The organism is Paenibacillus turpanensis (assembly GCF_011421635.1).
GTDB classification, from domain to species: Bacteria; Bacillota; Bacilli; order Paenibacillales; family YIM-B00363; genus Paenibacillus_AK; species Paenibacillus_AK turpanensis.
This window is the reverse complement of record NZ_WTLI01000003.1, coordinates 152,701-171,473: the sequence shown is the minus strand read 5'-3', so window position 1 is coordinate 171,473 and position 18,773 is coordinate 152,701. Positions and strand designations below refer to the sequence as shown.

The window sequence follows — 18,773 nt, the reverse complement described above, 5'->3', positions numbered from 1 at the left end:
GAAATGAATATTATCACCAAAACGGGGAAATTGCAAGAAGTTCGTTCGCTGCTTCAAAAAAGTAAGAGCCTTCCCCAATGTTGAGGAAGGCTCTTCCCTATATCGCTATTACACTTCTTTAATTTCTACCGTCTCCATTTTGTCATGGCCGCGGAAGGCATCGATATGCTCCATGCCCTTTACAACCTTGCCAAACACGGTGTGCAGTCCGTCAAGATGCGGCTGCGGCTGGTAGCAGACATAAAACTGGCTTCCGCCAGTGTTCGGGCCTGCATGCGCCATTGCAAGAGAGCCGCGCTCATGCTTGTTCGGGTTGATTTCGCACTTAATGGTATAACCTGGGCCTCCACGGCCGTCGCCGTTCGGGCATCCGCCCTGTGCAACGAAGCCTGGAATGACCCGGTGAAAGTTCAAACCGTTGTAATAACCGGAATTCGCCAGCTTTTCAAAATTCGCTACCGTATTCGGCGCATCGTTTTCAAACAAGTCGATCACGATTTCTGCACCGTTTTCCATCTTAATGTTCGCCTGCTTTGCCAATTGGTTCCACTCCTGACCTTAACAAGATGCTTGTATTGTACTACAAGCAGAACGCATGTACAAATTGAGACAGTGCTCAAACCGCAGCAGCGCTCGTTACTTTACAGGGTGACGCAGTTACAGCCGCAATCATAGCCGCGACTACAGCTTATAAAGCTTGACCGCCTCTTCCATTTCGGCGGACAAACGGCCGAGTCTCTGGCCAGACTCTGCCAGTTCCTTCATCGCTTTAAGCTGCGCCTCAGAAATTTGCGCGGCCCGCTGCGACAGCTTGTCCGCGGTTTCCGCCGCGGATACCGTTTCCGCCGCCGAAGCCGATACCTGCTGCGATCCGGCGGACATCTCCTCCGACGCGGCGGATACCTCCTGCATTTGCTGGGAGACACGCTGAACCGCCGCCACGATGCTTTCAAATGCGGTCCCGGCCTCGTGGATCATGCGGTTGCCCTTATCGATTTCGGCGTTGCCCTGCTCGGTTTCCGTAATCGCTGATGCAGCGGACCGGCGAAGCTGCTCGACACGCTCCAGTATCGATTTCGCGGAAGCGGAGCAGCTTACGGCCAGCTTCTGCACCTCCGATGCGACGACAGCGAAGCCACGCCCATGCTCTCCGGCACGCGCCGCCTCGATCGAGGCATTTAAAGAAAGCAGCTGTGTTTGTGCGGCGATATCCGTGATTACGCCCATGGCGGACGCGACCTGAGCCGAGACCTCGGCAAGCTCCTGCACGCTGCCGCTGACTCCGGACATTTTTGCCCGGATCGTTTCCATTTGCCCTACCGCCGTACGGACTTTGATGCTGCCCTCTTCCGCCTGCTGCGACGCCTCGGCAGCCGCTTCGGCCGATACCGAAGCATTTTCGGTCACTCTCATCAGACCTGACGCCATCTCATCCATAGCGCGTGACATCTCTTCCGTAGAACGGAGCTGCTGCGAAGCTCCTGCGGCAATTTGCCGAACGGCTTGAACGACCTCCGCCACCCCTTGCGACGCTTCCGACGAAATTTCCTGCTGGCGGCCCGCCGATTCGGCGATTTCCTCCGTCTGCTGCCGGCTCATCGCAACGACGCGGTGAAATTCATCGGCAACCCGGTTAAACGACAATCCCGCATCGTTCATTTCATCCTTGCTGGTCAGTTCGTACCTAGCCGTTAAATCTCCCGCTGCTAAGGAAGCCGACACCCGGTTCAGCTCGCCTACGGCCTGCCGGATCGATTGATAAAGGGCTGCGAACACAACGTATACGGCCAGCGTAACTACGACAACAACCAGAAGGATCAGATTGCGCGCCCATGCATCCTTCGAGATCCGCTGCTCCAACTTATGATTGAGCTCTTGAGTCAAAACATCATGCATTCCAAAAAGCGTGTCCAGCAGCTTCGTGCCTGCTTGGAAAAACACATCGGGCTTAGTTGAAACCGAGGAGGAAACGAGGAAGTTATTTTCCAGCTCTCTAAAGTAAATCAGAAAGCTTTCGCTCACTTTCGTCATTTGCTCCTGCAGCATCGGCTTAAGCTCCGGATTTTCCTGACCAAGCATTTCCGAAACGTATTGCAGATCCTTGAGCTTCTCATCCGAAAGCTTGCGCAGCGTAAGCAGCTGCTCGCGATCCTCCGTAGAAACCGTCTTTGTCGCCGCCGCTCCCGTGCCTCTTCCGCGAATCTGTCCGATCGCTTCCGACAGCTCCGGAATCGTATGTACGGTCATGTCCATCAGCTTGTACGTATCCGCCTGCGGATCCAAAGTAAGAGAGGAATTGTCAGCGATAAACGACATCAGCTTTAAGATATCGGAAATCAGCTTCGTGTGTCCCTCAAAGCTTTGAAATGACTGCATCGACAAGGCGGTTGTCTTCAGCTCGCTCCATTGCCGATTAATGGCCTCCCACCGTTCCTGCGAGCCCCATTGTTTGCCGAAGCGATCATGCACCGCAGCTACTGCCGCGAGATCCGCGTCAATTTCCTCCTGCTTTTTCAGAGCCGCTTCACGCAAACTGCTGTCTCCATTCAGCACCCCGCTTAATAAGCCTCGATGCTGCTGCACGTGAGTAAGCAAGGTTTTGAGCGGAATAACCGCCTGAACGCCTTCCTTTTCTGCTTTTGTCGTACGGATGACCCCGTTTAAATCATTTACCAAAAAAGATGTTACCAGCACAAGAGGGATTAAAAAAAGCACCGTCACAAATCCGAATTTTTGCCAATACTTGAAGCGGTCTAACACCATCGAAATCGGCTTCAGTACCTTTTCTGCAAAAGCCCGAGTATTTCGTATGCCTCCCGAGATTCGTTGCCGGTCTACGTTGGATTTCTTCATTTGCAGTTTGATCTTCTTCAGCATGATGCTTCTCTCCCTCTTTCTTCTAACTACTCTCGATGCAGCTTTCGACATTTTTCTATGTCAGTTTTACTTACATTTTAAACGATACTTGAAAAATAATCACCATATTAAGAAAAAAAACTTCCCCAACCCAGTAATCAAGGTCGGGGAAGTAAATTTTTTGTGAATATTAACGAGTCATTGCCGGCTTTTGCATACGCTCAGGGATCACATCGTTGCCAACAATGTTGTCAAACGATTCACGGCGAACCGCCAGATCAGCCTGACCGTCCTGAACAAATACGACTGCCGGACGGCGAATACGGTTGTAATTGCTTGCCATTGCATAGTTATACGCACCCGTACATGCAACTGCAAGAACATCACCCTGCTTAACCGCCGGAAGCTCAAGATCCCAGATAAGCATATCGCCGCTCTCACAGCATTTGCCCGCGATCGAAACAACCTCTTCGTTTGCTTCTTTTGCACGGTTAGCCAGCATTGCTTCATACTTGGATTCGTATAATGCAGGACGCGGATTGTCCGTCATGCCGCCGTCAACCGCAACGTACTTACGTACGCCTGGGATGTCCTTCGTTGTGCCCACAGTGTACAGCGTGGTGCCTGCATCGCCTACGATGCTGCGGCCCGGCTCTACCCAAATTTCCGGCTGCGGATAATCCGCTTGGCCGAATTGCTCCTTCACCGCGTCGGTGATCGCCTTCACGTAAGTCGCAACCGGAAGCGGCGTGTCGCCTTCCACATAACGGATACCGAAACCGCCGCCCAAGTTGATTACTTGGAATACGACGCCAGCTTCGCTGCGTACGTCCACCGCAAAGCGGGCAACCTTTTCCGCAGCCATACGGAAGCCTTCTACCTCGAAAATTTGCGAGCCAATGTGCGAGTGAATACCGAGGATCTCGATGTTCACGAGCTCCTTCGCTTCCTTCATCACGCGCATTGCGGAACCGTTCTGCAGGTCGAAACCGAATTTCGAGTCGGTTTGGCCGGTCGAAATGTACTCGTGCGTGTGTGCTTCAACGCCCGGTGTAACGCGGAAGAGAACCTTAACTTTAGTCCCCTTTTCGCCGGCGATCTGGTTCAGCATGTGCAGCTCGATAAAGTTGTCGACTACGAAGCAGCCGATCTTCGCGTCAATCGCCATTTCAATTTCTTCCGGCGTCTTGTTGTTGCCGTGGAAATGAATGCGCGAAGCCGGGAAGCCTGCTTGCAGCGCCGTGTAAAGCTCGCCGTCGGAAACAACGTCCAAGGAAAGTCCTTCCTCATCGGCGATTCGGCACATGGCCATAACGCAAAACGCCTTACTTGCATAAGCAACCTGAAACTTCATGCCGGAAGCGCGGAACGCTTCCATATATTCGCGGCAGCGCTGACGTACGAGCGCTTCGTCCACCACATAGAGCGGCGTGCCGAATTGTTCTGTCAATTGTACCGTATCGCATCCGCCAATTTCCAAGTGCCCCTGGTCATTGATCTTGCTTGTCCCATGAAAATACATAGTCTATACTTCCTCTCCCAAATATCTGTTTAACTAGGTTTAGTATTAAATTATCATACGACTAAACGAATGACAATGTATAAACATACGCCATTTTTGTACTATTCGTTTTCTTTTCCGCCTTCTCCCATTCGGGTCCGGTCATACGGCTTCGTAATGGTTGGACGGTACTTTTGCGTAAGCACGGGTCTGCGGATGATAACATCCAGCATCCCCCTGGCGTTGAATGGAATAAACGGCCATAGGTACGGGGAATTGTACGATCTTTGTACGGCAAGCATCAACAGCACAAACGTCGTTCCCGCCACAAGCCCCGGTACCTTGAACAATCCGACTAACGCCAGCAGGAACAGCCGCACCACCCGGTTGGCCAGCCCCAGCTCATAGCTCGGCGTTGCAAAGGTGCCGATCCCCGCGACAGCCATGTAAATGATAACCTCGTTGATAAACAGCCCCGCCTCAACTGCAACCTGCCCGACTAAGACGGCGGCAATCAAGCCGAGCGCCGTTGCCAGCGGGGTTGGCGTATGAATAGCCGCAAGCCGCAGCAGATCAATCCCAACTTCAACCAAGAAAAATTGCAGCAGAATTGGCAGTCTTGCATCCTTCTGCGGTCCGATCACATCAAGAAACGTTGGCTTGAGGGCCGGATCGTACACATACAAGAACCACAGCGGCAAAAGAAAAATGGAAGCAAAAATACCAAGGTAACGAACCCAGCGCATATAGGTGCCTAAGAAAGGCGTCTGGCGGTTTTCCTCGGCGTGCTGAACATGGTGGAACAACGTTGTCGGCAGGATCATCGCGCTCGGCGAGGTGTCCACGAATATTGCTACATGACCTTCCAGCAAATGTGTTGCCACAACATCAGGCCGTTCCGAATAACGGACAACGGGATACGGATTCCAGCCTTTGCCGACAAGCGCCTCTTCAATTTGCTTATCCGCCATCGGAAATCCTTCGTAATTTATATTTTCCAGCTTCTTTTTTACATCCTTCACGAGACTCATATCGGCAATATCATTGATATAAGCGATACATACGTCATTTTTCGTACGCACACCCGTCTTCTGCAGCTCCAGCTTCAAGCGCGGATCGCGCAGCCTGCGGCGGAGCAGCGTTACGTTCGTCATTAAGGTTTCAATAAATCCGTCCCTTGACCCGCGCACAACACGCTCCAGTGTCGGCTCCTCCGGTCCACGCTGCGGAAACTGCTTTGCGTCGATCACGATACAGCTTTTTTGCCCCTCGATAAACAGCACGCTTCCCCCGGCCATCGCTTTATCCAGCGCGTCCTTCATGTTATCGACCTTTTCCACCTGGATATGCGGGATATACCGGGCAAACAGCGTTTCGATCACCTCATGCTGCAGCTCTTGGCGGCTAATATACGTGAGACGGTCAATGACAAGCGTCAATACTTCATCCTTGGCAAAGCCGTTAAAGTAAAACAATCCGCATTTAACGCCGCCAAACGTCATTTCACGTAAGACCGCATCAAAGCTTACGCCTAGACCAACCTGCTCTTCCAGCGTACGCTTTACCTCTTCCATGCTTCCTGCAATATTCTCGGTTTCCTTCAGCTCCTGCTCACGCGGGGTTAATACCAAATCCGCCGTAATATTAAAAGGGCTCTTTTTCGATTGCCCGCCCTGCTTCATCTCTTTCGAATCCTCTTTTACCTTCATCCCACTCACCTTCCCATAGTTCGTTGAACTTGATCAAGCTTATTGCCATAACAACCGGAACAGCAGCCAATCGAATAAAGACCCGGCAATTTTACCGAAAACCATAGCCAGCAGCAGCGCGATTAAACAGCTTTCCATCTTTAGCCGCTTGGCCAAAATCGGAAATACGTTTAACACCTCAGTTAACGCCGCAGCAATCATGCCTACAAATGTACCGAGGAAAAGACCCGCAACGGGCAAAATGAATCCGGTAAGCCGCAGCCTCCATTCAAAAAAATCGGCACATGTCCAGTACATCGCTCCACAAATCACCGCACCCTCAAACCAATGCGCTCTTTGAAACATGCGGGTCAGCTGGGCCATTCTCGGAATAACATCCAGCACAACCAGCAGAGCGACAAATGCGCTTCCGACCGCCAAGCCGCTCGAGAGCCCGACGACGGCGAATAATGCATTTTGCCAGAGCGCCTCCATCTTAACGATCCGTCCTCTCTGCGAGCCTCCGGTACTCGTCTGCGATCACGTATTGGTTGATGTTTTCCTGGTACAAAAACAGCTCTACCTCGAGCGGTGTAGGCTCCTCATTAAATTTCTTCTTAAACACGTGGTTGAAAAAGAGCACCATGCCTAGGCCGATTCCAATGGAGTAAGGAATTTGCATCCAGTAAGGATGCTCGATCCGTTCTCCTGTAAGAAGCTCCGTCAGCCGGCGGTGCACCTCCTCCATGGCTACATCCTCGTGAAAATTCATAATGGCGAGCCCCGACCCGAGAAAAAGCAAAATCCACACGACAATGATCGGAAACAAGCCAGGCCGCCGCTTTTCAGCATAAATATCGACCAATACATGCGGTTCTCCGAAATGCTCTACCTTCACGTCGGGGATCAGCGCCATCATCCGATCGACGATCCGTATCATATCGATCAGCACAATATTTCCATCGCGCTCCTCCGGATCGTAGAGCACAATATTTTTCACAGCTGCCTCCCATTCCGGTTCGACGATCAGCTGCGCCACCTGCCCAAGCCGGATCGGCTCGCCAGCGGGAACCGTGGCCCGCTTGGGCAGGCGCAAATACACCGTAGCATTCGTTCCGTTCCGCAAAGCCTTCCCTCCTTTGGAGATTCCAGGTCCACGTGGGCGGCGAAGCCTCCGTTGCGCTTATTATGGCAAAAAAAGAAGACGCGTAATCATCGCGTCATCAAGAAAGAAAAAAGACCAGCCGCTACTGTGCGATCTGGTCTTTAATCGATTGCAATATTTTCTTTTCCAGCCTCGACACCTGCACCTGCGATATGCCGAGTCTGCTGGCTACCTCCGACTGGGTTTGATCCCGGAAATAACGCAGGTAAACGATCAAGCGTTCACGCTCGCTAAGCGTACCGATGGCCTCATTGAGGGCAAGCTTATCGAACCATTTTTCCTGGGTATCATCTGCAATTTGATCCATTAACGTGATTGGATCCCCGTCATTCTCGAACACCGTTTCATGTATCGACGAAGGCGGTTTATTCGCCTCCTGGGCAAATACGACGTCCTCCGGCGTAATCCCCAGCTCCTCCGCTACCTCGCTGATCGTAGGAAGGCGTCCGAAGCGGGACGATAATTCATCCTTCGTTTTTCGAACCTTGTTAGCCAGCTCCTTCAGACTACGGCTAATTTTCAACGTGCCGTCGTCCCGAAGAAAGCGCTGAATTTCTCCGATAATCATCGGAACCGCATAAGTCGAAAATTTAACGTCGTAGGACAAATCGAACTTATCGACGGATTTCAGCAAACCGATGCAGCCGATCTGGAATAAATCCTCCGGCTCATACCCCCGGCCGAGAAAACGCTGCACAACCGACCAAACCAGCCGGATATTGCAGTTCACCAGCGTATCGCGGGCCAGAGAATCGCCCGATTGGCTCAGAGCGATTAAGCGTTTGACTTCGGTATCATCCAAATAAGTGTGCGAGGCATTCTTCAAATCGACATCCATAAGCCAACCCCTAATTAAAAAGCGCTTTTTTCGATTCGATGCGTTTTGCCATCTCCACTTTTGTACCTTTGCCGTGGTCGGAGATAATCTGGACGCTATCCATAAAGTTTTCCATAATGGTGAAGCCCATTCCGGAACGCTCCAGCTCCGGCTTCGAGGTGTACAAAGGCGTGCGGGCCAAATCTAAATCGTCAATTCCGCAGCCCTCATCTTCGACCGTGACATACAGCATTTCATCTTCGATGCGTGCGCGTATGGTGACAACGCCGTCCTCACGTCCCTCATAGCCATGGATAATGGCGTTCGTAACGGCTTCGGAGACGACCGTTTTGATGTCTGTCAGCTCGTCCATGGTCGGATCAAGCTGCGAAGCGAAGGCCGCTACGGTAACGCGGGCAAACGATTCGTTCTGAGATATGCTGGCAAACTGCAGCGTCATTTCATTGCGGAACGATTGCGGTTGGTTTCGGCTCATGATACGACCCCCAATCCGGACAATGCGTCCTTTTCGCTTTTTTCAACGGAAAGAATTTTGAACAAGCCGGACATCTCAAACAGCCTGGCCACGGACGGGCTTACGTCGCACATGACCATTTTGCCTCCCTTGGCCGAGATCGCCTTGTACCTTCCGAGAATAACTCCGAGCCCGGAGCTGTCCATAAAGGAGAGCTCCTTCAAGCTCAGAATGATATGGGTTGCGTCGTGCCGGCGGATAGCATCGTCAATTTGGTTGCGGACGGTTTCCGCAGTATGATGGTCAAGCTCGCCGGCTAACCGTACGATGAGCGCCTTACGGTGATGCTCCAGTTGAATGTGCAGACTCATGCGTGCTCACTCCTAATAATTGGGATGTTTCGTGAGCAACGTTTTCTACGGACAGCCTGCCGATTCCTGCCCGGCGACAAAACTAGAAGAAGGCTGCCATAGATAGACACAATCTTCAACTAACTTTCGTCCGGTTACGCTATTTTTCGTCAATCCACAAAGAACAGCTTTCCGGTTGCGCGCTTCAGCAGCGTCCACCAGCTCGCCTTTTCCACATCGGCCGGGGATTCAATCGGGAATTCTTTAATGACCTGATCGCCTCTGTAAACAACTAGCTTACCGATTTGCTGACCGTACTTGATCGGCGCCTTCAGCGACGGCTCGATCTGCAGCTCGTGGCGGATATCCTGGTTGGCGTCGCCTTTTTTCATCAGTACACTGTATTGATGCTTCGCCTTCAGCTCAAGCGTAGGAACTTGGCCCTTCTGGATCTCAACCGTCCCGATCGGATCGCCTTCCTTCAAAATCGGATAGTTCGCATACTGCGAGAAGGCATAATCGAACATGCGCGTTACTTCCGCATTGCGGGTTTTGGCATCCGGCGCGCCCATCACCACCGCAATAATCCTGAAGTTTTCACGAACCGCTGTAGCCGTCAAACAAAACTTCGCTTCGCTCGTATAGCCGGTTTTCAAGCCGTCTGCACCGCTGTAAAAACGGACCAGCTTATTCGTATTCACCAGCCAAAACGGCTTTTCGCTGTCCTGGCGCAAATAATCCTGATATTGACCCGTAAATTTTGTAATTTCAGGGTGCTTCAATAATTCTCTGGACATGAGAGCAATATCCTTCGCCGAGGAGTAATGGTTGTCCACAGGCAGCCCATTCGCATTGGAAAAATGCGTATCCGTCATGCCCAGCTCCTTGGCCTTTGCATTCATCAATTCGACAAACGCTTCCTCCGAGCCCGCGAGCTTCTCCGCCATAGCAACCGATGCATCGTTTCCGGAGGCCATTGCAATGCCCTTCAGCATATCCTGCACAGACATTTCTTCACCCGGCTCCAAAAAGATTTGCGAGCCGCCCATCGATGCCGCATATTCACTTGTACGAACCATATCCGTCATTTTCAGCTTGCCTTGATCGAGTGCTTCCATGATGAGCAGCATCGTCATTACCTTCGTAATGCTCGCCGGCGCCAAACGGTCGCTCGAATTTTTGTCATACATTATGGTGCCTGTATCCGCGTCCATCAAAATCGCAGACCGCGCGTTCGGAGCAAGGTCAACCGCCTTTGGCTCTTCGGCAACCGCCGTTGCAGGCAGCATGAACGCCGCCAAGGACAAAATCAGGAGCAAAATCGTAAAACGCTTTGAGTTCATGAATGTGTGTCCCTCCTTGAGCATTGGAAAAAGCTTGAAAACTCTTGTACCATTGTTGACCGAATCGGAGGAATTTATTCCCGGAATGCAGCGATAGAGAATGGTTTGTAAAAATATTTCATTTAAGCAGAATCGGCGGGAGAATTGTTGAGGGAGTGGAAATATGTTCGATACCGGAAAAAAGCTGCGCATGTCAACTGAATCAGGTTGCAGTGAGACAAGCTTTGCGGTGTAATAAAAAGGAGAGAATATTCTTTACTATAACGTTCGCGTGAAATACGAGCTTCTAGGTTGGACTACCGGACACTGGAAAGGTATGCTTTGTATGGGGAGGAATCGTAATGATTGGGAAATGGATCGTTTTCATCGCACTAGCAGCGGCAGTGCTCCTACTATATAAGATCGGACGCGGTTTCCTTCAACGGCAGACGATAAAAACGCGCTCAGGCGGGACCGGGAACGTCATTCCGATCCATAGAGCGGGTAACATCAAGGGAAAGGCGAAATCTTCACAGCCATGCTCCTACTGCCGTAAAAAGAGCAACAAGCTCGCCTTCTATAGTGACGAGGCCGGAGCTGTAATCGGGCTGTGCAAAGATTGCCGTAGCAAAGCGGACCGCAGAGGGTTGATGAGGCTGTAGTATCGATCAAGCAGCCGAATTCGATCGAACCCTTTCATGCTCCGCGGCCGCGTTCAGCACTGAAAACCTTCTATATCATGAAAAAGAAACCGCGGATCCATCGGTCCTTTGGGAAGCGCCCCAAAGCCGGTTGATTCGCGGTTTCTTATGTAAGCTTTACATTAGGTATTGGTTCGAGCGCCGCTTCTTGCCTCGGCTCAAGCCTTGGCTTCAAGCCGCTGCACGCCGTCCTTCGTTACGACGGCATACAGCAATGGCGGTGCTTCCGTAGGCTGGGAATGAATGTCGTACGCGCTGCGGACCATTTGCGCTACACGTTCCAGCTCATCCGGCTGCGTTCCGTTGACATGCAGCTCCGCGATCGCTTCGCCTGCCTCAACCCGCTCACCGACCCGCTTCCGCAAAATAATGCCAACGGCCAAGTCGATTTGCGATTCCTTCGTAGCTCTTCCGGCTCCCAGAAGCATCGCAGCCGTGCCGATTTCTTCCGCCACAATCCTGGTGACATACCCGGCTGCACCGGCTTCCACCGGTACGATACGGGCTGCTGCCGGCAGAGTACCCTGCGGATCCTGAGCAACCGCAGCCGCACCGCCCTGCGCCTTGATAAACTGCTCGAACTTCGCAAGGGCGGTACCGTTTGCGATCGATTCCCGCAGCAGACGCTCTCCTTCCGCAGGAGATTCGGCTTTTCCTCCCAGAACAAGCATATGCGAACCGAGCGCAAGGCAAATGTCCGTCAGCGACGGCGTGCCTTCGCCCTTCAGCACATGGATTGCTTCTTTAACCTCCAAGGCGTTGCCGATCGCGGAACCAAGAGGCTGATCCATATCGCTGATGACCGCAACCGTATGTCTGCCCAGCTCCGTCCCGATATCGACCATCGCCTGCGCGAGGCGGATCGAATCATCCAGCGACTTCATAAACGCGCCGTTTCCGGTTTTCACGTCCAGCACGATGGCATCAGCGCCGGACGCAAGCTTCTTGCTCATAATCGAGCTGGCAATGAGCGGAATGGAATTTACCGTTGCGGTTACATCCCGCAGACCGTACAGCTTTTTGTCCGCCGGAGTAATGTTTCCGGACTGTCCGATAACGGCCAGTCCGATTTCGTTTACCTGGCGGATAAAATCGTCGCGGCTGAGCTCCACGCGGAAGCCCGGGATCGACTCCAGCTTGTCGATCGTGCCGCCGGTGTGGCCAAGGCCGCGCCCGGACATCTTGGCCACCGGCACGCCTGCCGCAGCCACCATCGGGGCAAGGGCAAGCGTAACGCTGTCGCCAACCCCGCCCGTGCTGTGCTTGTCGACCTTCACGCCATGAATCGGACTCAAATCGATCATATCCCCCGATTCCGCCATGGCCATCGTCAGCTCAGCCGTCTCGCGAGGGCTCATGCCTTGGAAAAACACCGCCATCGCCCAAGCCGAAACCTGATAATCCGGAATATCGCCTTTTACATAGCCGTCGATTAAAAACCGGATTTCAGCTGCCGATAATTCCCCGCCGTCGCGTTTTTTCTGAATGATATCTACCGTCCTCAACGCCGTCACCTACTTTATCATCTCTTTAATTATTACGTTATTGAATCACCCCGCAGGCAACCCGATCCCCTGCGCGCCCTGCCGGATCCGTATAATAATCGTCCGGCTGATCATGAATGACAAGGGCGGTTCCGCCTGCTTTCAGCAGTGAATTGCTTTTTCCTTGCTCCAGTGTTGCATGAGGCGCGACGAGCTCCGTGCGGACCGATCCGTTCTCTTCCACGCGAATATTCGGCAGATCGCCCGCATGGTAGCCCTTCGGATTATCAAAGCCGTGCTGATGTCCTTCCGGGTTAAAATGGCCGCCTGCACTTGTAAAGTCCGGCGCCTCGCAAACGCCTTTTTCATGAATGTGGATCGCATGCAGCCCCGGACGAAGCCCAGACGCCTCGAGTGCGATCGCCACTCCCTTGCCGGTTTGCTCCAGCTTCGCTTTACCGACCGGCTTGCCCTCCCGATTGATGAGCTCAACACGGATTTCCTTGACCGGCTTTTGCGCGGACTGCTCAAATACGGCCTCGCTCGACGGCCCGCCATTCGTTGGACGAACCTCACATCCTGCCGCTGCTGCGGCAATCGCCAAAATACTCAACCATTTCCATGATGCTTGAATGTTCAAAAGAAGCATCCCCCTTGTACAAAACTGATTTTACTCCCAACTTTTGGTTAGGTCGTTATCAGTTTGCGCCAAGAGCTCGGCCCGTAAACCTTTACCAGTCCATTGCAAACATTGTGATAAAAAGGACTGCAGTCTCCAGTAGGTTCACCGGAAGTATGCAGTCCACCAATGCTAGTCTTCATTCATGTAAATCCGCAGCCCTGCCGCCTTACAGGTTTACCTCACGCACGAACGACTTGACGAGCTCAATGAACTTCGGCTTCGTGCGGTTCGCCGTCGCCATCACCTGCTCATGCGTTAACGGCTCGAGCTCCTCGCCGATCGCCATGTCCGTGATGCACGAAATGCCGAGCACACGCAGCCCGCAGTGGCCCGCGGCAATCGTTTCCGCCACGGTGGACATGCCCACCGCGTCGCCGCCCATGCGCGCCAGCATCGTAAGCTCCGACGGCGTCATGTACGCCGGGCCGCTGATGCCGCAGTATACGCCCTCGACAAGTCGCAGCGCGTCGCCTTCCGGCCCCTTCACGTCTTCCGCCAGCTTCTTCAGCAGCTCTCCAAGCTCGCGGTTGTAAGCTTGGGACATATCCGGGAAGCGCGGTCCGAGCCGCGAATCGTTCGGTCCAACCAGCGGGTTGGCGCCGGTCAAATTAATGTGGTCGCGGATCAGCATCAGGTCGCCCGGCTGGAAGCTGCGGTTCATGCCGCCCGCCGCATTCGTAACGACAAGCGCCTTGATGCCGAGCTCCTTCATCACGTATACCGGGAACACCACCTTTTGCATCGGGTACCCCTCGTAGAAATGAAAACGGCCCTGCATCGCGATCACTGTTTTCCCTTCCAGCGTACCCACGACGAAACGTCCGGCATGGCCTTCCACCGTCGATACCGGAAAATGCGGCACATCGCTGTAATCGATCGCTACGCCGTCTTCAATCCGGTCCGCAAGGTCTCCCAGCCCGGAGCCCAAGATCAAGCCAAGCTCGGGAGCTTTGCCGCCAAGCTTTGAGCGAATATAATCCGCTGCTTCATTAATGTTATCCACATAGGTCATTTGTCGATATCCTCCTACAGTTTCTCTACGATGCCGCGAACCAGCGTCAAGAATGTTTCTTTTACACGCTCTGCTGTTTCCATTACCTCGTCATGCGATAACGGCTGATCGAGAATGCCTGCGGCCGCATTGGAAATACATGAAATGCCCAGCACCTCAATGCCTGCGTGACGAGCGGCAATGACCTCAGGAACCGTGGACATGCCAACCGCGTCACCGCCAAGGGTACGAATCATTCGAATCTCCGCAGGTGTCTCATACGATGGTCCCAGCACGCCGCAGTATACGCCTTCTTGCAGCGGAAGCCCCTGCTCAGAGGCAACGCCCTTGGCGAGCTCGCGCAGACGCTTGCTGTACCCTTCGGACATGTCCGGGAAACGGGCACCAAGCTTGTTATCGTTCGGGCCGATCAGCGGATTGCGGAACATAAAGTTGATATGATCTCGGATCAGCATCAGATCGCCAGGCTTATAATCGAAATTAACGCCGCCAGCGGCATTCGTCACGATCAAAGTGTTCACGCCAAGCGCGCGCATGACGCGAACCGGGAACGTAACGGCGTCTCCTTCGTAGCCTTCATACAGATGGAAACGGCCCTGCATAACGATCACACGCTTCCCCTGCAGCTCGCCGTAAATCAGCTTGCCCGCATGGCCTTCCACGGTCGAAACCGGGAAATTCGGGATTGCTCCATAATCAAGCGCCACCGCATTTTCCACCTGATCGCCGAGCACGCCAAGACCGGAACCTAAAATAAGACCGATCTCAGGGGCTGCAGGCAGCTTGCTTTGCAAAAATTGAACTGCTTCTTCCACATGCGAAAATGATTTACGTTCCATTTCATATTCCTCCATCCGGCTGTCACATCTCTATTATTTCAGAAGCTGCAAAAACGACGTTCCGTTTCCAGTTGCGCTGGTCTCGAAATTATCGGCAATCGTCGCCGCCAAATCAGCAAATGTTTCGCGTACGCCAATCGATCCTGCACCGTGCATCGACGGGCTCCACGCCAGTACCGGAACGTACTCGCGCGTATGGTCCGTCCCTTGGTGAACGGGATCATTGCCGTGATCTGCAGTAATGATCAGCAAATCCCGCTCCCCGAACGTTTCCATCAGCTCTGGAAGCGCGCGGTCAAATTCCATAAGAGCTTGTCCATAACCCTCCGGATCGCGCCGGTGTCCATACAGGGAATCAAAATCGACGAGGTTCGTAAAGCAGAGCCCCTTGAACGGGCTCTTCATCGTATCAATCGTTTTGCGGATTCCATCCGCGTTGCTTTTCGTCGGGAGCGATTTCGTAATGCCTTCCCCGGAAAAAATATCGTTGATTTTGCCGACGGCGATCACATCGTGCTTGCTCGTCTTCAAATGATTCAGCACTGTGGCTTCCGGCGGCTTAAGCGCATAATCGTGACGGTTCGGCGTCCGTTCGAACGCACCCGGCTTGCCTACAAATGGCCGCGCAATAACACGTCCGACGGCAAACTCATCCTTCATCGTCAGACGGCGGGCGATCCGGCACGCCTCGTACAGCTCCTCGAGCGGTATAATCTCCTCATGCGCTGCAATCTGAAACACGCTGTCCGCCGAAGTATATACGATCCAAGCGCCGCTTCTCATTTGCTCCGCGCCAAGCTCGTCCAAAATTTCCGTGCCCGAAGCCGGCTTATTCCCCAGCACCGATCTTCCGGTTTCCTCCTCGAACTGCTTAATAAGCGCCGCCGGAAAACCGTTCGGATACGTTTGGAACGGGATCGTTACATTAAGCCCCATCAGCTCCCAGTGACCGGTCATCGTATCCTTACCGACCGAAACCTCCGCCATTTTCCCGTAGTAGCCTTTCGCGGGCTGCTCGGGCGGGATGCCTGTAAGCGGCTCGATGCTGCCTAATCCAAGCGCTTGCATATTCGGCAGTGCAAAGCCGTCCACTTTCTCTGCGATATGCCCCAACGTGTGCGAGCCCGCATCGCCGAATTTCGCTGCGTCGGGCAGCTCCCCGATTCCGACACTGTCAAGCACGATCACACAAATACGTTCGTATTTCAAAATGCTTTTCCTCCGATCTCCGATTAAACCTTATGTACTGCTAGCAATATGCTGTTCTGCCTTTCTCAAATCCCGTCTCCGCTACGGCTTTTGCTGCAGCTTTGCCCGAGGATGGGTCCGGTCGTACACATCCTTCAGCATCGTCTTCGTCACATGTGTATAAATTTGCGTGGTGGAGATATCGGAATGTCCGAGCATCTCTTGAACCGCACGCAAATCCGCCCCATTCTCCAGCAGGTGGGTAGCAAAGGAATGCCGTAGTGTATGCGGCGTAATTTCCTTCTGAATGAGGGCCGCAGCCGCATGCTTCTTAATCAGCTTCCAAAACCCTTGACGGGAAAGCCTGCTTCCGGCCGGATTCAAAAAAAGCGCGTTGTCGGTTTTCTCCGGCCGCGCCAGCTTCGGTCTGGCCCAATTCAAATATTGGTCCAGCCACCCCGCTGCGATCCGCCCAAGCGGAACAATCCGTTCCTTAGAGCCTTTACCGATACAGCGGACGAAGCCCATCCCTAGATTGACGCTGCCTTCATCCAGCGAAACGAGCTCGGACACACGGATACCGGTCGCATAGAGCAGCTCAAGCATCGCCTTATCGCGCACGCCGTATACCGTTTCCGTATCCGGCGCTTCCAGCAGACGCTCGACCTCTCGGATATCGAGCACCTTCGGCAAGCGGCGCTGCTGCTTCGGCGCTTCCATATCCGCTACAGGATCCTTGCTCAAGACTCTCTCCTGCAGCAAAAATTGATAAAAAGAGCGAATGGCCACAAGACAGCGTGCGATCGTCGCCGAAGCTCTTCCGCTTTTTTTCAAGTACTGTACGTACTGCAGCACATGCGTTTTTCCCGTTTCTTCAATGGAAGCCACATTGCGCTCGCGTAAAAACTCCAAATAGCCGGTCAAATCGCGTTCATAGGCTTCCAGCGTGTTTGCCGAAAGCCCGCGTTCGACCGACAAAAAATGGATATAATGCTGCAAATGCTGCTTCATTCGGAAACGCCCCTTTTTTCGTCTACAGAGAACTTGTTGCTTTCCTTTATTCTCCTCGAACGATGGCAAATCCTTCTTTTCTAAGAAGCCCTATTCCCCGTACCAGTAGAACAACTTCAAACGGTCGACCATGCTCGAATCCCCGCCGTTTTCATTACCATTATACCCAAACACCTTCACGGCCGCGCCATCCGGCTCCTCATAGCGCACCTTAGGCTCGATCCAGGTCGAGATCACATCCATTGCATGATATAACAAAATCGTAAATAGTAAAAACAGCACTAGAAATTTCGCGCGCTCCAGCCATTTCGATACCGAAATAATCATATGCCCGTCCCCCTTATTTACTCAGGATAAACATATGAGGGCCGGGTTTTGTTTATGCTTGGCCTTTGAAGTAACCTGCCCTTACAAAAGCTCGGCAAGAGGCTTATACGGTTTATTTACCGACTCGGCAACCGCGCGGTGCGTGACATGCCCGCGATACGTATTCACGCCAAGCGCTAAAGCTGCATTTTCGCGAACCGCTGCTTCCAAGCCTTTATTCGCCAGCTCCAGCGCGTGATAAATCGTAACATTTGTAAGAGCCAATGTCGAGGTACGCGGAACTGCACCCGGCATGTTGGCTACCGCATAGTGAAGTACGCCATGCTTTTCATAGGTGGGGTCACTGTGCGTCGTCACCCGGTCTATCGTTTCGATGGACCCGCCTTGATCGACCGCCACATCGACGATGACAGCACCCTTTTTCATCTGCTTAACCATCTCTTCCGTAACCAGCTTCGGCGCTTTTGCACCCGGGATGAGGACGGCGCCAATAAGCAGGTCTGCCTTTTGAACCGCGCTGGCAATGTTATAAGGATTGGACATCAATGTCCGGATTTGTCCGCCGAACACATCGTCAAGATACCGCATCCGGTCGGCGCTCCGCTCCAAAATCACAACGTTCGCGCCAAGGCCGAGCGCCATTTTTGCCGCGTTGGTGCCAACAATGCCGCCCCCCATGATGATAACATCCGCAGGGGGAACCCCGGGTACACCGCCCAGCAAAATGCCGCGTCCGCCGTATGCCGCCTCCAGGAAGTGGGCGCCGATTTGCACCGACATGCGCCCGGCCACCTCGCTCATCGGCGTTAAAAGCGGCAGTGACCCGTTCGGAAGCTGGATCGTTTCGTAAGCAACGCCCGACACTTCACGCTCCAGCAGCGCATCGGTCAGCCCGCCCGCAGCCGCTAAATGCAGGTAGGTGAACAGCAGCTGCCCTTTGCGGAATAAGCTGTACTCCTCCGGCAGCGGCTCTTTTACCTTCATAATCATATCGGCCGAGCTCCACACCTCTGCGGCCGTCCCGGCAATATCCGCCCCGGCAGCGCGATATTCTTCATCGGCGAAGCCGCTGCCTTCGCCTGCAGAACGCTCCACAAGCACCGAATGTCCGGCGGCGGTTAGCATTCCGGCTCCCGCCGGGGTTAAAGCCACGCGGTTTTCATTATTTTTAATTTCCTTGGGCACTCCGATTTTCATGGGGACACCTCCATTATTATCCAACGTTCAATAATATGTTATCCATTTTACACCAGTACGTATCTTCCGTCATCAAGCTTAGGTCTATCTAGCTTCTTATTTCCATAGCTTGCCGTTTCAAGGCAAATTTTATAAGCAACAAAAAAACCGCTCGCTGT

At 53.1% G+C, this 18,773-nt stretch carries 19 protein-coding genes; 1 reads left to right on the top strand and 18 read right to left on the bottom strand.

What is annotated here, in order from left to right; all coding sequences use genetic code 11:
• Positions 1-108 precede the first annotated feature (108 nt).
• The 10 genes from GQS10_RS04055 to GQS10_RS04010 all read right to left on the bottom strand — a co-directional run bounded on the left by GQS10_RS04055 (position 109) and on the right by GQS10_RS04010 (position 10,195).
• Positions 109-540: a peptidylprolyl isomerase gene (locus GQS10_RS04055; RefSeq protein WP_166239255.1), complete on the bottom strand. Its 432-nt coding sequence runs from the start codon at positions 538-540 to the stop codon at positions 109-111.
• 141 nt (positions 541-681) lie between these two features.
• Positions 682-2,877 carry a methyl-accepting chemotaxis protein gene (locus tag GQS10_RS04050; RefSeq protein ID WP_166239253.1) on the bottom strand — a complete coding sequence of 732 codons (2,196 nt, stop codon included), beginning with the start codon at positions 2,875-2,877 and terminating at the stop codon, positions 682-684.
• Between the two features lie 169 nt (positions 2,878-3,046).
• Entirely contained in the window at positions 3,047-4,378 is a 1,332-nt protein-coding gene (gene lysA, locus GQS10_RS04045) for a diaminopimelate decarboxylase (RefSeq protein ID WP_166239251.1), read from the bottom strand.
• A 101-nt stretch (positions 4,379-4,479) separates the two neighbouring features.
• The gene (locus tag GQS10_RS04040; RefSeq protein ID WP_166239249.1) at positions 4,480-6,066 is read right to left on the bottom strand and encodes a spore germination protein; all 1,587 of its coding nucleotides are present in this window, start codon (positions 6,064-6,066) and stop codon (positions 4,480-4,482) included.
• A gap of 39 nt (positions 6,067-6,105) precedes the next feature.
• On the bottom strand, positions 6,106-6,540 hold the full coding sequence (locus GQS10_RS04035) for a stage V sporulation protein AB (protein ID WP_166239247.1): 435 nt from the start codon (positions 6,538-6,540) through the stop codon (positions 6,106-6,108).
• A 1-nt stretch (position 6,541) separates the two neighbouring features.
• Complete coding sequence (locus GQS10_RS04030; RefSeq protein ID WP_166239245.1) at positions 6,542-7,171, bottom strand: stage V sporulation protein AA; 630 nt, start codon at positions 7,169-7,171, stop codon at positions 6,542-6,544.
• A gap of 121 nt (positions 7,172-7,292) precedes the next feature.
• Positions 7,293-8,048, bottom strand: a complete 756-nt coding sequence (gene sigF, locus GQS10_RS04025) for an RNA polymerase sporulation sigma factor SigF (protein WP_166239243.1) — start codon at positions 8,046-8,048, stop codon at positions 7,293-7,295.
• A gap of 10 nt (positions 8,049-8,058) precedes the next feature.
• Positions 8,059-8,523, bottom strand: a complete 465-nt coding sequence (gene spoIIAB, locus GQS10_RS04020; protein WP_166239241.1) for an anti-sigma F factor — start codon at positions 8,521-8,523, stop codon at positions 8,059-8,061.
• A complete protein-coding gene (gene spoIIAA, locus GQS10_RS04015) occupies positions 8,520-8,873 on the bottom strand; it encodes an anti-sigma F factor antagonist (protein ID WP_166239240.1) in 354 nt (117 codons plus the stop codon). The genes spoIIAB and spoIIAA overlap by 4 nt, the downstream gene beginning before the upstream one ends.
• 149 nt (positions 8,874-9,022) lie before the next feature.
• Positions 9,023-10,195 carry a D-alanyl-D-alanine carboxypeptidase family protein gene (locus GQS10_RS04010; protein WP_166239238.1) on the bottom strand — a complete coding sequence of 391 codons (1,173 nt, stop codon included), beginning with the start codon at positions 10,193-10,195 and terminating at the stop codon, positions 9,023-9,025.
• Between the two features lie 341 nt (positions 10,196-10,536).
• On the opposite strand from GQS10_RS04010, the gene GQS10_RS04005 reads away from it, so the two are divergent.
• The gene (locus GQS10_RS04005; protein WP_166239236.1) at positions 10,537-10,836 is read left to right on the top strand and encodes a hypothetical protein; all 300 of its coding nucleotides are present in this window, start codon (positions 10,537-10,539) and stop codon (positions 10,834-10,836) included.
• A 197-nt stretch (positions 10,837-11,033) separates the two neighbouring features.
• On the opposite strand, the gene GQS10_RS04000 is transcribed toward GQS10_RS04005, so the two are convergent.
• The 8 genes from GQS10_RS04000 to ald all read right to left on the bottom strand — a co-directional run bounded on the left by GQS10_RS04000 (position 11,034) and on the right by ald (position 18,615).
• Positions 11,034-12,380, bottom strand: coding sequence for a pyrimidine-nucleoside phosphorylase (locus GQS10_RS04000; RefSeq protein WP_166239548.1), 1,347 nt, complete (start codon positions 12,378-12,380; stop codon positions 11,034-11,036).
• 37 nt (positions 12,381-12,417) lie between these two features.
• The gene (locus GQS10_RS03995) at positions 12,418-12,999 is read right to left on the bottom strand and encodes a superoxide dismutase family protein (RefSeq protein ID WP_243734942.1); all 582 of its coding nucleotides are present in this window, start codon (positions 12,997-12,999) and stop codon (positions 12,418-12,420) included.
• Between the two features lie 208 nt (positions 13,000-13,207).
• Positions 13,208-14,053, bottom strand: a complete 846-nt coding sequence (locus GQS10_RS03990; RefSeq protein ID WP_166239232.1) for a purine-nucleoside phosphorylase — start codon at positions 14,051-14,053, stop codon at positions 13,208-13,210.
• 14 nt (positions 14,054-14,067) lie between these two features.
• Positions 14,068-14,892, bottom strand: a complete 825-nt coding sequence (locus GQS10_RS03985) for a purine-nucleoside phosphorylase (RefSeq protein WP_166239230.1) — start codon at positions 14,890-14,892, stop codon at positions 14,068-14,070.
• A 33-nt stretch (positions 14,893-14,925) separates the two neighbouring features.
• Positions 14,926-16,101: a phosphopentomutase gene (deoB, locus tag GQS10_RS03980; protein WP_166239228.1), complete on the bottom strand. Its 1,176-nt coding sequence runs from the start codon at positions 16,099-16,101 to the stop codon at positions 14,926-14,928.
• An 81-nt stretch (positions 16,102-16,182) separates the two neighbouring features.
• Positions 16,183-17,091: a site-specific tyrosine recombinase XerD gene (gene xerD, locus GQS10_RS03975; protein WP_166239226.1), complete on the bottom strand. Its 909-nt coding sequence runs from the start codon at positions 17,089-17,091 to the stop codon at positions 16,183-16,185.
• A 90-nt stretch (positions 17,092-17,181) separates the two neighbouring features.
• Positions 17,182-17,418: a YqzK family protein gene (locus tag GQS10_RS03970; protein WP_166239225.1), complete on the bottom strand. Its 237-nt coding sequence runs from the start codon at positions 17,416-17,418 to the stop codon at positions 17,182-17,184.
• A gap of 81 nt (positions 17,419-17,499) precedes the next feature.
• Positions 17,500-18,615 (bottom strand): alanine dehydrogenase, encoded by a 1,116-nt coding sequence (gene ald / locus GQS10_RS03965; RefSeq protein ID WP_166239223.1) that lies wholly within the window; start codon positions 18,613-18,615, stop codon positions 17,500-17,502.
• Positions 18,616-18,773 lie beyond the last annotated feature (158 nt).